This window comes from Desulfovibrio mangrovi (assembly GCF_026230175.1).
In the GTDB taxonomy this organism is placed as follows: Bacteria; Desulfobacterota; Desulfovibrionia; order Desulfovibrionales; family Desulfovibrionaceae; genus Halodesulfovibrio; species Halodesulfovibrio mangrovi.
This window is the reverse complement of record NZ_CP104208.1, coordinates 3398110-3411954: the sequence shown is the minus strand read 5'-3', so window position 1 is coordinate 3411954 and position 13845 is coordinate 3398110. Positions and strand designations below refer to the sequence as shown.

The 13845-nt window shown below is 59.5% G+C and carries 12 protein-coding genes; 4 read left to right on the top strand and 8 right to left on the bottom strand.

What is annotated here, in order from left to right; all coding sequences use genetic code 11:
• The first annotated feature begins 192 nt into the window (after nucleotides 1-192).
• Nucleotides 193-606 (top strand): SMR family transporter, encoded by a 414-nt coding sequence (locus tag N1030_RS15225; protein ID WP_265826363.1) that lies wholly within the window; start codon nucleotides 193-195, stop codon nucleotides 604-606.
• A gap of 1 nt (nucleotide 607) precedes the next feature.
• Nucleotides 608-946: a multidrug/spermidine efflux SMR transporter subunit MdtI gene (gene mdtI / locus N1030_RS15220; protein ID WP_265826361.1), complete on the top strand. Its 339-nt coding sequence runs from the start codon at nucleotides 608-610 to the stop codon at nucleotides 944-946.
• Between the two features lie 200 nt (nucleotides 947-1146).
• Here mdtI and N1030_RS15215 read toward each other — a convergent pair whose 3' ends face one another.
• The 4 genes from N1030_RS15215 to N1030_RS15200 all read right to left on the bottom strand — a co-directional run bounded on the left by N1030_RS15215 (nucleotide 1147) and on the right by N1030_RS15200 (nucleotide 6694).
• On the bottom strand, nucleotides 1147-2526 hold the full coding sequence (locus N1030_RS15215) for a sigma-54-dependent transcriptional regulator (RefSeq protein WP_265826360.1): 1380 nt from the start codon (nucleotides 2524-2526) through the stop codon (nucleotides 1147-1149).
• Between the two features lie 93 nt (nucleotides 2527-2619).
• On the bottom strand, nucleotides 2620-4053 hold the full coding sequence (locus tag N1030_RS15210) for a sensor histidine kinase (protein WP_265826359.1): 1434 nt from the start codon (nucleotides 4051-4053) through the stop codon (nucleotides 2620-2622).
• Between the two features lies 1 nt (nucleotide 4054).
• Nucleotides 4055-5407 carry a glucose-6-phosphate isomerase gene (locus N1030_RS15205; protein ID WP_265826358.1) on the bottom strand — a complete coding sequence of 451 codons (1353 nt, stop codon included), beginning with the start codon at nucleotides 5405-5407 and terminating at the stop codon, nucleotides 4055-4057.
• 114 nt (nucleotides 5408-5521) lie between these two features.
• The gene (locus N1030_RS15200) at nucleotides 5522-6694 is read right to left on the bottom strand and encodes a pyridoxal phosphate-dependent aminotransferase (protein ID WP_265826357.1); all 1173 of its coding nucleotides are present in this window, start codon (nucleotides 6692-6694) and stop codon (nucleotides 5522-5524) included.
• Between the two features lie 148 nt (nucleotides 6695-6842).
• On the opposite strand from N1030_RS15200, the gene sfsA reads away from it, so the two are divergent.
• On the top strand, nucleotides 6843-7574 hold the full coding sequence (sfsA, locus tag N1030_RS15195) for a DNA/RNA nuclease SfsA (RefSeq protein WP_265826356.1): 732 nt from the start codon (nucleotides 6843-6845) through the stop codon (nucleotides 7572-7574).
• 27 nt (nucleotides 7575-7601) lie between these two features.
• Here the strand turns inward: sfsA and N1030_RS15190 are convergent, their stop codons facing one another.
• The 4 genes from N1030_RS15190 to N1030_RS15175 all read right to left on the bottom strand — a co-directional run bounded on the left by N1030_RS15190 (nucleotide 7602) and on the right by N1030_RS15175 (nucleotide 12241).
• On the bottom strand, nucleotides 7602-8186 hold the full coding sequence (locus N1030_RS15190; RefSeq protein WP_265826355.1) for a hypothetical protein: 585 nt from the start codon (nucleotides 8184-8186) through the stop codon (nucleotides 7602-7604).
• Nucleotides 8183-8905: a hypothetical protein gene (locus tag N1030_RS15185; protein WP_265826354.1), complete on the bottom strand. Its 723-nt coding sequence runs from the start codon at nucleotides 8903-8905 to the stop codon at nucleotides 8183-8185. Before N1030_RS15185 ends, N1030_RS15190 begins: the two co-directional genes overlap by 4 nt.
• Before the next feature lie 163 nt (nucleotides 8906-9068).
• A complete protein-coding gene (locus N1030_RS15180) occupies nucleotides 9069-10421 on the bottom strand; it encodes a protoporphyrinogen/coproporphyrinogen oxidase (RefSeq protein WP_265826352.1) in 1353 nt (450 codons plus the stop codon).
• A 101-nt stretch (nucleotides 10422-10522) separates the two neighbouring features.
• Nucleotides 10523-12241, bottom strand: a complete 1719-nt coding sequence (locus N1030_RS15175; protein WP_265826350.1) for a glycosyltransferase family 2 protein — start codon at nucleotides 12239-12241, stop codon at nucleotides 10523-10525.
• Nucleotides 12242-12454: 213 nt separating this feature from the next.
• Here N1030_RS15175 and N1030_RS15170 point away from each other — a divergent pair, with 213 nt between their 5' ends.
• A complete protein-coding gene (locus N1030_RS15170) occupies nucleotides 12455-13837 on the top strand; it encodes a deoxyguanosinetriphosphate triphosphohydrolase (RefSeq protein ID WP_265826349.1) in 1383 nt (460 codons plus the stop codon).
• Nucleotides 13838-13845: the final 8 nt, after the last annotated feature.

Here is a 13845-nt window from a genome sequence, read left to right as displayed (position 1 = left end):
GAACAGTAGCATCCGCCCCATGTTTTTCCATAAAAGCATCACACTTGCCTGCCGCAGGAGCATCGTCTCCTCGGAACATTACTGGCGCACCGGTCTTTAGCCCGCGCCCCCCGCACGCTTCATTCTCCGGCTGAATCCATCCTGTTCTGCAACGTCTTTTGGCGGCCACATGTCGCCAAGGGGGTATTGTTCATGTCTTCCGTACGAGCATATCACTGGATATGCCTTGTGGGCGCCATCGTGTCCGAAGTGACGGGCACAACGCTCATGAAAGCGGCCCAAAGCTGGAGCATGCCGCATGGTGCGCAGCTCGGCATAGTGCTCATGCTGCTGTTCATCGGCTTGTCCTACTACCTGCTGGCGCTGGCGACCACCGCCCTGCCTGTGGGGGTGGCCTTTGCCTTCTGGGAGGGACTCGGCCTCCTGTTCATCACGCTCTCAAGCGTACTACTGCTGGGGGAAGAGTTGACGCTGACACGCTTTGCCGCCCTGTGCGCCGTGGCAGCAGGCGTCTTGCTGGTGCATCACGGCACGGCAGAAGCCAGCCATGACGACAGCAAAGGCACGCATAACGACGCACTCAAAAACACCGTAGGCGGGCACTAGCATGGAAACACTTTCTTCCCTGTTTTCAGCGGGATTGCTGCTGGTCATGATGGCGGCAGCGCTGGACGTTGCGGCCAATCTGCTGCTGGCCAAGTCCGAAGGCTTCCGCATCCGCCGCTACGGCCTGCTGGCGCTGGCAGCCGTGGGGCTGGCCTTCACGTCGCTGTCGTTTGCCGTTCGCAGCATGGATCTTGCCGTTGCCTACGCCATGTGGGGCGGTTTCGGCATACTGGGCACCTCGCTCGGCGGCTGGCTGCTGTTCGGACAACGACTCAAGCCCAGCGCATGGCTAGGCATGGCCCTGCTCATCTGCGGGCTTTCCATCCTGCACACCAGCTAGCAGAAGGCTCAGCTGCGAGCGGGATTAATCCCCCCTCACGACCACGCAAAACCGACCGCAAAACCACAATAAAAACGGGGTGCCCGACATCATGTCAGGGCACCCCGTTTTCATTTGCTCTTTTCAGGCCATCAGGCTTCGGCAGGCTCTGGCGGGCTCCGGCGCCGCACCACCCAAGGCAATGCCCACAGCGGGCTCTACTAATGGCCCGTAATCTGGTACTTCTTGAGCTTGTACTGCAGCAGACTCTTAGAAACATTCAGCATCTCGGCGGCCTTTACCTGCACGAAGTCGGAGCGGACAAGTGCACGGCGGATAAGCGCGGCCTCGATCTTTTCCAGCGTATCGCCAAGGTCGAGCTTGGCGGGCAGAAGGTCCACGGCGCTTTTGAGCTGGGTCTCCTCGTCGCGAATTTCCTGCGGCAGGTCCTCCACGGTAATCATCTCGTGCGAGGCAAGCACCATGCAGCGTTCCACCACGTTTTCCAACTGGCGGATGTTGCCGGGCCATTCGTATCCGGTGAGATAGTCCATGGCTTCGGTGCTGAAGGCGCGGCGCTCCACGCCCTGCTCGCGGACGACCTTTTCCGCAAAATGGCTCGCCAGCAGCGGAATATCTTCACGGCGTTCGCGCAGGGGCGGCAACTGAATGTGCACCACGTTCAGGCGATAGTAGAGATCTTCGCGGAAAGTCCCCTTCTGCACTTCTTCCTGCAGGTCCTTGTTGGTGGCGGTGACGATGCGGATATCCACCTCGATCTCCTGTCCGCCGCCAACGCGCTCGATCTTGCGTTCCTGCAGCACGCGCAGCAGCTTGACCTGCATGTCGTGGGAAAGCTCGCCGATTTCATCAAGGAACAGGGTCCCACCGTGGGCCAGTTCAAAACGGCCGCGTTTCATGGCCACGGCACCGGTAAAGGAACCCTTTTCATGGCCGAAGAGTTCGCTTTCCAGCACGCCGGGGTTCAGCGCCATGCAGTTCACGCTGATGAAGGGGCCGTCCTTGCGCGGCGAGGAGAAATGGATGGCACGTGCCACCAGTTCCTTGCCGGTGCCGGACTCGCCAGTGATGAGCACGGTGGACTTGCTGGGCGCAGCACGGTCCACCATGGTCAGGGTATCCCTGATGGCCCTGCTTTTGCCGATGATCTGTTTAAGGCCGTAGCGCTCTTCAAGATTCTCCGTAAGCAGGCGGTATTTCCGGTGCGCACGGGAAAGCTCGGCGGCGTTCTGCACGGCCAGCAACAGCTCATCGTTGGCAAAGGGCTTGGTGATGTAGTCGAAGGCTCCGGTCCGCATGACCTCCACCGCGCTCTCGATGGAGCCGAAGGCGGTCATGATGAGCACCGGAATCTGCGGATAATTCTTCTTCACGTGCGCCAGCACTTCCGCACCGGTCAGCTTGGGCATCTTCATGTCGGTGACAATGACGTCCACCTCGGACTCTTCCAGAAAGGCGAGGCCCGTTTCGGGATCGCTCAGCGCGGTCACCTTGTAGCCAGCGTCCGTCAACAGGGCTTCCAGCACCAGCAGGTAGTTTTTCTCGTCGTCCAGGACAAGCAGATGGGTCTGATCACTCATGAAAGCAACAATTCCTTATGTATGAGACTTCCGCACCGCCAAAAGGCAGAGCGGAAGCCTTGATTCGTCAGATAGCGCAGGCCGGAAGACAGGCTAGGCCGCAGGGAACCCCATGCGTACAATGGCCCCGCCCTCTTCGGCGTTGGAAAGCATCAGCGTGCCGCCATGGCTGGTCACGATGCTGTTCACAATGGCCAGCCCGAGTCCCGTGCCGTCATCCTTGGTGGTGAAGAAAGGATCGAGCATCTTGTCAATGTTGGCGAGATCAAACCCGCTGCCGGAGTCCTTGAAGGTGACGATGATCTCGTCATCCTGCCGCAGTCCGGCAATGGAGATGCCCCCTTCACCGGAAATGGCCTGCAATCCGTTGGCGATGACGTTGTAAAACGCACGGTACAGTAAATCCTTGTCGCCCGACATGACAAGCCCCGGTTCGTACAGGCGCTCCACCTGCACCTGCCGTTGCGAAAGCTCGTTTTCGAGAAACCCCAAAGCCTGATCAAGCACCATGGCGGCGTCGACCCGCTCCTTGCTCGGCGGCTTGGGACGGGCATAGTCGAGGAAGTCATGCACGGTCTTGGATAACCGTTTGGCCTCGTCATAAATAGCCGTGAGAATCTTCTGGGTAAGAGCGTCCGTGTTGGGGCGTTTGAGCAGCAGTTCCGCACTGGAGGAAATGATGCCGAGCGGATTGCGGATTTCATGCGCAATGGACGAAACCACCCGCCCCATGCTGGCCAGCTTTTCACTCTGGTGCAGGTCACGCTCCAGCCGTTCCTTCTCCGCCATGCGGACGGCAAGAGCCTTCTCCGAACGGCGTATGAAGGTCACCAGCAGCAGGAACAGCAGGAAGGAAGATGCCATGGTTGTCAGCACGATGAGCCACTGCAGACTGATAACCGAGGAATAATCCGCGGTAATGTCCTGTGTGATCTCAAGCACCCCCATGACCGGCTGGTCCGCTTCGTCAAACACATCCCTGCCCAGCCGCTGCTCCACGCGCAACGGATAGGTGGTGCGCAGAATGAACGATCCGGGCGGCAGTTCATACTGGAACATGGCCACCCACGGTGACATGGCCGATTCAATCTCAAAGCTGTGCTTGTTCTCGCTCAGGGCCCGGGTAACGGCCATACCCGCCAGAGAGGAATCGCCAAGATCCTGCCTGTCGGTGGCATAGGCAATGACCTTGGTATAGTCGTAAATGCGCAGGGTTTTCACGTGCAGGCCGTGGATGGTGCTTTCCACCACCTGATCAAGCCGCTCGTACTGCTGCTCGTTACGCAAGGCAATTCGCCCGTACCCGATAATCGTGGGCAGGGTGAATCGACGATAAATCTGATGGTTCAGGTTCTCCGCCAGCAACGTGGCAAACTCCTGCTGCTTGCGCAGCAGGGACCCGCGCACGGAGTTGCTGATCACAACAGAGAGGATCAGACTGGAGACCAGAATCAGAACCAGAGAGGTCCATGAAAGAAACTTTGCAAATCCGATTTGAGTCTTGTCCGTCAACGGTCTCGGGGTCAATCTAGAACTCCTGCTGCTCGGGCGCACGGCCAAGGAAAGCCTCAAGGTCGGCGGATTCCTCCTCGTAGCCCTGAGCTCCGAGCCGTGCGTTGGCAAGACGTTTTCCCAGCTCGACGGCGGGCTGATCCAGCGGATTGATATCCAGCAGCCAGCCGGTGAGTACGGTGGTGATTTCAAGCAGGGCCATCAGGCGACCGGCCTCTTCTTCGCCGGTTCTGCCCATGCGCAGTTCCACAAGCGGCGTACCGGCCTTGGCCAGAGCCATCTGGGTGCCGAGCCCTTCCGCCTGCAGCAGATCGCCGAAATGGGCTCCGCGCAGATACGACCATTCTTCCGGCAGGTCGTCGCCGAACTGCCGGCCACGGGCAAGGCTGGGAGAAGACAGCAGCAGGCAGGCCTTGTCGCGCGGGCCGTCGAGGAACATCTGCTGCGTGGAATGCTGGTCGGTCACGCCCACAGCGGGCAGCGGCATGGAGCCTTTGCCTTCCTTGCCGAGGCTTTCCGCCCATAACTGGGTGAACCACAGGCCGAACTGCGCCCACAGGGGAACGTACGAGAAGAAGATTACCTGAGAGTAGCCCTTGCTCATCAGTGCGCTGTTCCACACGGCCAGCTTCCATGCAGGATGCTGGTGCAGTTCGGTAGCGCCCGGTCCCATGGACGTGAGAGGTGCGCTCACGGCAAGCGCGCCGCGAATCAACGCCTTCCAGTCCATGCCGAGGAAGGCCGCAGGCACAAGGCCTACGGCGGAAAGCACGGAATAGCGTCCGCCGAGATGGTCCGGCACAGGCATGGAGGCAAGGCCAAGGGCGTTCGCTTCCTGCCGCAGATAGCCCTTGGAGGCATCGGTTACGAGCAGGACATGGCGGTTCCAGTCATCGCCAAGCGACTTCTGCAGCCACAGACGGGCAAGGAAATATTGGGAGAGCGTCTCAATCGTGCCGCCGGATTTGGAAATGACGACCACCACGGTCTTCTCCGGCGGAAGCAGTTCGAACCACGCATCAAGGGTGGCGGCGTCCACGTTGTCCGCAATCCAGAGACTGCGTCCGTTGTGGCATGGCCTGTCCTGCTGCGGATAAAAGGCCTTCTGCAAGGCGCGGGCACCAAGGGCGGAGCCGCCGATCCCCAGAACCAGCATATGTTCGAAGGACTGCAGCCAGGGAGTCTGGGCGTCCAGCTCCTTTTCCAACTCGTTCCTGTAGGGGAGATTGATAAACGGCAGGCGATTGGCCTGAATTTCCGTGGCGAGCCGCAGAGCAAGGTCGCCGCAACGGATATCGAAGGGAGCCGCATCGGCTTTCGAGACACGCCCGTTCCAGGCACTGGTCCAGTCAAGCGTATTGATGGTCATGGGGTCCGCTCCTTGGTATCGGATATGCCGCCCGGCATTTGCCGGGCGGCCATGTATTTCCTGTTATAGTAGCAATATGAGCGGAACCCTACATTATTTTCCAGGGCATTGCACCTACTTGAAGAGAACCTTTGCAATCTTGTCCAAAGCCGTGGTGAGCGTGGCCTCGTCAACGGCGTAAGAAATGCGGATACAGTTGTCGTCGCCGAAGGCGGCACCGGGCACCAGCGCCACACCGGCCTCTTCCAGCAATCTGGTGCACAGGGTGGCGGAATCCGGAATCTCCTTGGTGTAGTGACGATGCACATCAGGGAAGATGTAGAACGCGCCTTCGGGCACGGGGCACACCACCTCGGGCCAGCTGCCCACGACCTTCATGGCGAGGTCGCGACGCTTGCGGAAGGCTGCGCGCATCTCGTCCACAATGCCGAACCCGCCGGTCAGGGCGGCAACGGCACCCTTCTGGGCGAAGGTGCAGACGTTGGAGGTGGACTGGCCCTGAATCTTGGTCATGGCCTTGATGAGATCGGCGTGGGCCAGCACGTAGCCAATGCGCCAACCGGTCATGGCAAAGCTCTTGGCAAGGCCGTTCACCACGCAGACCTGTTCGGGATAACGGGTCCACCAGCTGCACAGGGAGGCATGCTCGGCGGGTGCGTACACCAGTTGGTCGTAAATTTCGTCAGAGATGATGAACAGGCCCTTGTCGATGGCCCACTGGGCGATGGCGTCAATCTGCGCCTTGTCATAGGCTGCGCCGGTGGGGTTGGAGGGCGAGTTCAGAAGCAGCACACGAGTCTTCTCGGTGCATGCGGCCTCAAGCTGCTCCACGGTCACCTTGAAAGCGGCATCGGCGGATGCGGGCACCACGACCGGCACGCCTTCGGCAAGCTGCACCATGGGCGGATAGCTCACCCAGTACGGTCCGGGGATGAGCACCTCATCACCGGGGTTGAGCAATGCCTGGAAAAGATTGTAGAGTGCCTGCTTGCCGCCGTTGGTGACCATGGTATGCTCAGGAGCAGCCAGCGCACCGTAGAAATTGTTGAAATAGGCGGCTACGGCTTCGCGCAGGTCAGGCAGACCGGGCACGGCGGCATAACGGGTAAAGCCCTCGTCCATGGCTTTCTTGCATGCTTCACGCACATGCTCCGGAGTGGGAAAGTCAGGCTCGCCGACGGCAAGGCTGACAATCTCCTTGCCCTGCGCCTTCAGTTCCAGTGCTTTGGCGTTCACGGCAAGGGTTGCCGACGGCTTAAGCTGCTTCAATCTGTCAGAAATGTTCATTGCAGAAGTCCCCTTTCTCATATGGATTGACCGACGTGGGCTTCCCGCGAATTATCAATTTGGTCAACATCTGTAAACAGTTGAAAGGCTGAAAGAAGATCTCTCAAATTGTTCGCCGTTCCAATAGCGCGAATACACAGGATATACCGTGACAGACAAACCGCTCATTCCCTTTCCCGCAGGCTGTATCACCGGCTCGTTCGTACGCCGTGTAAAACGCTTCAGCGTGGAGATCACGCATGCAGATGAATCCGTATGGATTCACTCCAACAACTCAGGCTCCATGCTGGGCCTGCTGCGTCCGGGCATGCAGGTGCTGGCCTCCCCGGCGGCCAACCCCGACCGCAAACTCAAATGGACGCAAGAAGCCGTGCTCATGCCAGACTTTGCCGGAGATTTCTGGGTAGGCGTGAACACCATGACGCCCAACCGCCTGCTTGAAGCGGCGTTTCATGCGGGCCAGTTGCCTTGGTCCGCAGGTTACACCGCATTCCGGCGCGAAGCGAAATACGGCGGGAGCCGTCTGGACGCGCGCCTGGACAGCGACAATGATACCTTGCCGCCCTTGTGGATAGAATGCAAGAACGTGACGATGGTGGAGGATGACGTTGCCTGTTTTCCCGACGCAGCCACAGAACGCGGCCAGAAACACCTGAAGGAAATGATGGGGCTGGTGGAAAAAGGATTCAGAGCCGCCTTCTTCTATCTGGTGCAGCGCGCGGACGGCAATTGTTTCGGCCCTGCGGATTTCATCGATCCCGACTATGCCGAACTGTTCTGGCAGGCTCTTGATGCCGGAGTGGAGGTCTACCCCCACCGTGCCACGGTAACGGAAGAAGGAATCTTTCTGGGCGAATTGCTGCCCCTCAGGAAGCGATGACCAGCTTACGGAAGCCTGATTGCTCCCCTACTTTTCCGGCTGAACGAATTCGGTGTTCTTCATGTCTTCAAACCCCGCATCCTTCAGCTTTTCCAGAAAGACCGTATGCCTGTTCTCCCGATTACCGATGTAGAGACTATTGACAGCAAGATCGCCCCAATCCTTGGAATCCGTATACACATCTTTGCGGGGCACGCGCAGGGCGCAAAAGGGATTGAGCGTGAACAAGTGCACGACCTCGCCTTCCACAAGCATGAAATGCCAGAAACCGGAGAGATAGAGCACCCCGCAGGACAGGGCCAGCACGCTGTACACAAGCAAGGGGGGATTGAGAATCGCCTCAGGATTACCGGCCAGCACCTCCCTCAGGCCGCCCGCCGGAACCTGATAGAGGTACAGAAAAAGCAGCAGGCAGGCATATTGCTTCCAGCGGCGCACTGTATACAAATCCTTGGGTGTTGAAATATTCACCCCGCGCCACGCCATGCGCCGGTAAAAGAAAACCACGCGCATATCAAACCCCAACGCGAGCAGCGCCAGATCAAGCGCGCCAAGCAACATGCAGAGCTGGGCCGGAGCCCATGCAATCAGACCGGCAACGTTCTCTGTCATCTTTGCCCTCCCTTCCCACTAACAGCCTCGCTCACGGCTTCCACCACATGCGTCGTGACCACCTGACCGAAATGCACAGCAGCCAGAGGGGGAGCCTTGGGTGCCACATGGCGCACGGCCTTCCCCAACCCGCAGAGCATGGAGGTGTAGCGGCACTCCTCGCCGAAATGGATGTTGTAGAGGAGAAATCGGCATTTGCGCTTCTTCTTCGGGGAGACTTCGCCAGCCGCCGGAGCGTCAGCTGCGGCATCCTCATCAGTCACGGGCTCGTAGGGATCGCTGGCAGCTTCGTCCATGGTGACGTCCGCTACGGGTGCAACCCGCACCTGCCATGGCGCAATACCGGCAAAGAAAAGACGGTCTCCGGCCAGCACGGCCCCGTGCCAGTATGAGGCCAGCGCGAGCAGAACAAACAGCAGGGCAAAGAACGCCAGCCCCATGGCGATTACAGGCCACTCGGCCTTGTCGTTCATGCTGTGATGGTCATAGGAATACAGCTCGGCCAGCGGCAGCACGACCACGGCCAGCACGCAGCAGATGTAGCGCACCACACAATGCACCGTGAAATACCGCACACCGGAAACGCCCGCAGCCTCGGAAAAACGTTTTTTAAGAATGAATTCCCCTACAGACTGACCGAACAACGCACCGAGAAGATCACACAGACACATAGCGCCTGCCAGCACCGTAACCAACGGTACAAATTGAATGAAATCCATACGCCCCCCGTATGTTTCATAGGTGAGTGTGTCCGGCATTGATACAGCGCACGGCGTTCCATTGCAACAAACAATACAGAACAAGGTATTTCCTGTTCCGCATCCACAAAAAAAGCGGAAAGGTTTCCCTTTCCGCCTTGTACAAGCGTTGCCAAAGCCGGAACTATTTCACCACGTATGTGGTCTCTGCCTTGCCCTCTATCATACGATCTGCCCACTCCACGCCCTGCATGACGGAATGGTCCATATTGGCTGCCTCGTATTGCCAGCCGCCAAAACGACCGCGCGAGTAGATCCGGCAGGATTCCAGCCATGGCTGCAGCACACGCAGGGACGGATCGCGGTCGATGGTGGGCACAGGGTACCCGTAGTCAATGGGATAGGACCATGTGGAGAGGATATTCTCCCTGTCCTTCTCGTTCATGAGTGCGGTGTTCACCAGCCCCTGCACGGTGGCATCCATGAGGCTGGCAAGGTCTTCCTGCTTATGTGCGGAATAGGAGGTTTCGCACATCAGGGCACGGGAGGCTCCCGGCTTTGCCGCATTGTTTGGTGAATAGTTGTGGAAATTGGTCACGCGGTAGAACGGCGCGTTGTTCTCGGGGAAATACATCCAACAGGTAGGATCCTCGCGCATACCGTCCACACCCACGCCCGCCACGTACACGGAGTTATGCGCAAGACTGGCGGCAGCGGCACGCAGGTCCGCGTTGGGCGTATTGATGCTGTTCAGCACAAAGAGGTCCAGCGGGCCGGTGTTCAGCAGATGATCGTAGGTGATGGTCTCGCCGTCCGCCGTCCGCACCGATCTGGCCTCCGGATCCACAGCCACCACCTCGGTGTTCCGACGCACGAAATCGCCGAGCCTGTCGCCCATGCGGCTGAATATATCGCCCGTGCCCCCGAACAACGGGAAGCGGAACACGTTGTTGGGCCCCCAGCTTCTGTTATCGAGTTCGAGGATAAGATTCTTCAGCACCATCTCCAGGTTGACCACGGAAACGCGCTCGCCGATCCAGTGATACGCCATTTTTTCGGCTGGAGTTGCCCAGACCTTGAAATTGTAGGGCACCATGAAATACTTGGCGATGCCCGCTCCAAAGATCACGTCGATCCACTCCCGGAAGTTGGACGGGTGCGTCTCGGGCCTGCGGCCCGGCAACATGGCCTCCACAATCTCCCACTGCACGTCTTTTGGCAGGTAGCGCAGATTGTTCTGGAAAGGATAGGGAACCCAGCGTTCAAACATGCGCACCATGGCAATACGCTGGTGCTCCAGATACTGATCTCCGAGCAGATCCTCGATCAGTCTGTCAAAATAGGAATAGTGCGAAAACACCACATGCCCGCCGAGATCCCACGTGAACCCTGCTGAATCCTTGAAACTGGTGGCAAGGCCGCCCGTATAGGCGTTGCGCTCAAGCAGCAGGAAGCTGGTTTCGCCCAGTTCTTTCAGCCTGTGCCCCGCACCGAGCCCCGTAGGGCCTGCCCCAATGATCAAATATCTGACGTGCATGCGTGTTCCTTCCCTCTCCATGGAATTGCCAGCCGACGGAGCTCACCCTGCGACTCCGCGTAATACTTTGAAATATCAGCCCTATGACAGGAGCGCCACGATCACTGGGCGGCAAGGCCGTCCAGCATTGCGGCTTTTCGGAGCAAATCCTGTTCCAGCAACGCCGTCTCAAAGGCCATGAGGCGTTCTATCTCGTCCCGCGGGTACATGGCGTGCAGCTTATACTTGTTGCCCAGCCCGTTACCGAACTGGGCGGGCGACATGAGCACGGCCTTGCCTGTCCGCTTCATATGCTCCACCGGCAAAAATCCCGTATACGCACAATGCCTGCCCCGCGAAGCCATGCGCAGGTCATGCTCAAGGTCGTCGTACTGGGAAGGCGACAGGGTCAGGGAAAAGTCGCCGCAGGCCATAAGATCTGCCCTGCGAAAGAGGTGACAGCAGCCGGTAACGGATATGCAGGGGCGTATGTAGTCGAACCCGCCGCAATCAGCCACCTGTGCGTGTATGTCCGAAACATTGAAGGGCACTGCATGGGCGCGGGTGGGACGGAACGCCGCATCGATCTCTTCATCGTTACCGCTGGTCATCACGAGGTGCAGGTCGGCGGACTGCACTATATGCGGCGCGGCATGGTCGATAATCTTGCCGCCCCACACGGAAGCCTCGGGGCACACGGCCACCGCCCGCGACATATGCCCAAGCCAGTCGGCAGGCAAAACAGCATCGTCATCCAGATAGGCCAGATATTCGACCTCTGCCAGCTCGGGGAGATGCATCAGCCAGTTCCGCGCCGCAGGCGCACCGACGTTCACCGGCAGGTGAATGGCCTGCATGCGTTCCCCCAATCGTTCCGCCCACGCGTCGATGACCTGCCCGGTCGCATCCGTGCTGCCGTTGTTCAGGGCGATGATGCGGCACAGGTCCGCAGCCGAAGGCGCAAGACTCCGCAGGGCCTTGTCCAGATCGTCCGCCTTGTTCCATGAATACAGCAAGGCGGCAGTGCGCCCCTGCACGCCAGCGGCCAGAGGACTGTCGTGGCCCGAAACGGATGCATGCCAGCGGGACAAAAGGTTCACATGCCACGGCCGCAACGACAGAATCTGCCGCCACGCTGCGTGGGCTGCGTCGATATCGCCGGTCATGCGCAGGCTGTGCGCACGCCGCTCTGCCGCAAGAAGCAGGCGTCCAGCCGCCGCGGAAGCATGGTCCTGTGTCAGCGCAAGCACATCGTCATACCGCCGCATCACGGCAAGCAGGTGGGCCTCCACGGCAACACGCAGAATATTGGCGTGTGCCAACGGCGCAGGCCAGCGGTGCCGCACATGCTCCAGGGCCCACTCAAGTTCGCCTGCCAGCTCACCCACGGCCAGCACCTGCTGCAGCCAGTAGGCATTATCAGGAGCCTTGTCCCGTTCGCCATCCAGATAAGACTGGATCTTTGCGTACTCGCCCTGCCGGGCAAGACGCTGGAAATACCGCAGGTTTTCGGGCCGCACAAAGGCGGCGGCCAGCTCCAGCAACGCGGTGCGGGTGTCGGATTCCAGCCAGGGCGCCTGTTTGTCAAGGCCCAGCACCTGCCGTGCAAGGTCACCGTTCAGAGGATCGTCTTCCAGCGCCGCCAGCAGTAAATCGCGACCCGTATCCAGCATGGCAAAGTTCACGCCCTGTGCATTCTGCCCGTTGGAAGCCGAAGCTACGGGCACGGCCTCCGCCAGCGCATGGGAGGCAAGCCGCATCCGCTGAAACGACCCTGCGGAACCATGCAGCAGCCGCCTTGCGAAAGCGGAGGACAATCCCAACCAATACTGTTGCAACATGCGTCTCTCCTGAAGTATGCAACACCCTGACAGCGTTTAGCTATGGTGCGGATTCTTAGGTCTGTTTACAGGAAAACGCCGAAGAGGCAAACCGCACGATGGACACGCATACCAGCATCCACGAACCAGCCAGCCAAAACACGTCATGCGCAGTGTCACGTCATATGCACGGACACGTCATGGGCAAGGATACGTCATGTGTAAGGATACGCCATGAGCACTATGGAATGGTCCCGCCTACTTTCCACCGTCCGTCCGGGGCAGAAGGAACAGCGCCCCAAGGAAGGACGCACGGACTTCAACACCGACCACGACCGCATCATCTTTTCCTCGGCTTTCCGGCGTCTTCAGGACAAGACGCAGGTGTTTCCGCTTGCCGAGACCGACTACGTGCGCACCCGGCTCACCCACAGCCTTGAAGCATCCAACATCGGGCGCACCCTCGGCACGCTGACCGGACGCCGCCTGCTTGCGGAACGACGCGAACTTGCCGAATGCACCGGGAACACCTCTTCCCCCATTTCAGAGGACGATTTCGGGGCCGTGGTGGCCACGGCTGCGCTGGCGCACGACATCGGCAACCCTCCCTTCGGTCACAGCGGAGAGGACGCCATCCGCCAATGGTTTGCATGCAGCGCCACCGGCAGGAAAGTTATCGACGCCTTGCCGGAAGACCTGCGGGCCGACTTTCTGCACTTTGAAGGCAACGCACAGGGCTACCGCATCCTCAGCCGCCTGCAGTATCCCGACCGCGCCTACGGCATGCGGTTGACCTGCGCCACGCAGGGAACATTCATGAAGTACCCGTGCGAAGCGGGCTGCATGAACTCGGCACACAGAACGTACAAGAAATATGGCCTGTTCGCGGCAGAGCGGGACATGTTTGCGCAGGCAGCGGCAGAGCTTGGCCTTATCCGCCATGAAGACGGTGCCTCGCCCTGCGTCTCGTGGGCACGCCACCCGCTGGCCTATCTGGTGGAAGCGGCCGATGACATAAGCTACTCCATCGCGGACATTGAAGACGGCTTCCGCAGGGGCCGCGTGACCTACGACGAGGTTTTCGACCTGCTCTCTCCCTTTATCCGGACGGAAGGCGACTGGTGGAGGCGGCATCTGGACGCCATGCGCCACCCCACGGAACGCGTGGAGTTCCTGCGCGCCATGGCCATAGGCGGCCTTGTGCACAGTGCGGTGGACTGTTTCATGGAGCATGAGGCAAAGCTGCTTGCCGGCGTGCACCTCGAAAAGGGGCTCACCCGCCACATGGCACTGAATGCGCCGTTTGCCACGCTGGGCAAAATGAATTTCAGCAAGGTCTATCAGGACCCACAGGTGGTGGAAATCGAAGCAGCAGGCTTCGAAGTGATGGACACCTTGCTGAACGCCTTTGGCGGAGCGGTGTTCAGAACCCTTGACGGCAAGGCCACAGCCCGGGACAGAACCCTGCTCAAGCTGTATCCGGAAAGCCGGCATGCGGCTGCGGACAACCTGTATGAACAGATGCTGGAAGTAACGGATTTTGTTTCCGGCATGACGGACACCTCAGCGGTGACGCTGTACAAGAAACTCTCCGGCGTTACGCTGGCCAAAGGGTAACAGCCCCG

What these genes read in the sequence shown, in the direction of transcription:
- N1030_RS15215 (WP_265826360.1), bottom strand. Translation starts at nt 2,526, where the DNA reads ATGAGTGATCAGACCCATCTGCTTGTCCTGGACGACGAGAAAAACTAC.
- N1030_RS15200 (WP_265826357.1), bottom strand. Translation starts at nt 6,694, where the DNA reads ATGAACATTTCTGACAGATTGAAGCAGCTTAAGCCGTCGGCAACCCTT.
- N1030_RS15225 (WP_265826363.1), top strand. Translation starts at nt 193, where the DNA reads ATGTCTTCCGTACGAGCATATCACTGGATATGCCTTGTGGGCGCCATC.
- N1030_RS15175 (WP_265826350.1), bottom strand. Translation starts at nt 12,241, where the DNA reads ATGTTGCAACAGTATTGGTTGGGATTGTCCTCCGCTTTCGCAAGGCGG.
- N1030_RS15205 (WP_265826358.1), bottom strand. Translation starts at nt 5,407, where the DNA reads ATGACCATCAATACGCTTGACTGGACCAGTGCCTGGAACGGGCGTGTC.
- N1030_RS15170 (WP_265826349.1), top strand. Translation starts at nt 12,455, where the DNA reads ATGAGCACTATGGAATGGTCCCGCCTACTTTCCACCGTCCGTCCGGGG.
- N1030_RS15185 (WP_265826354.1), bottom strand. Translation starts at nt 8,905, where the DNA reads ATGGATTTCATTCAATTTGTACCGTTGGTTACGGTGCTGGCAGGCGCT.
- N1030_RS15190 (WP_265826355.1), bottom strand. Translation starts at nt 8,186, where the DNA reads ATGACAGAGAACGTTGCCGGTCTGATTGCATGGGCTCCGGCCCAGCTC.
- N1030_RS15180 (WP_265826352.1), bottom strand. Translation starts at nt 10,421, where the DNA reads ATGCACGTCAGATATTTGATCATTGGGGCAGGCCCTACGGGGCTCGGT.
- mdtI (WP_265826361.1), top strand. Translation starts at nt 608, where the DNA reads ATGGAAACACTTTCTTCCCTGTTTTCAGCGGGATTGCTGCTGGTCATG.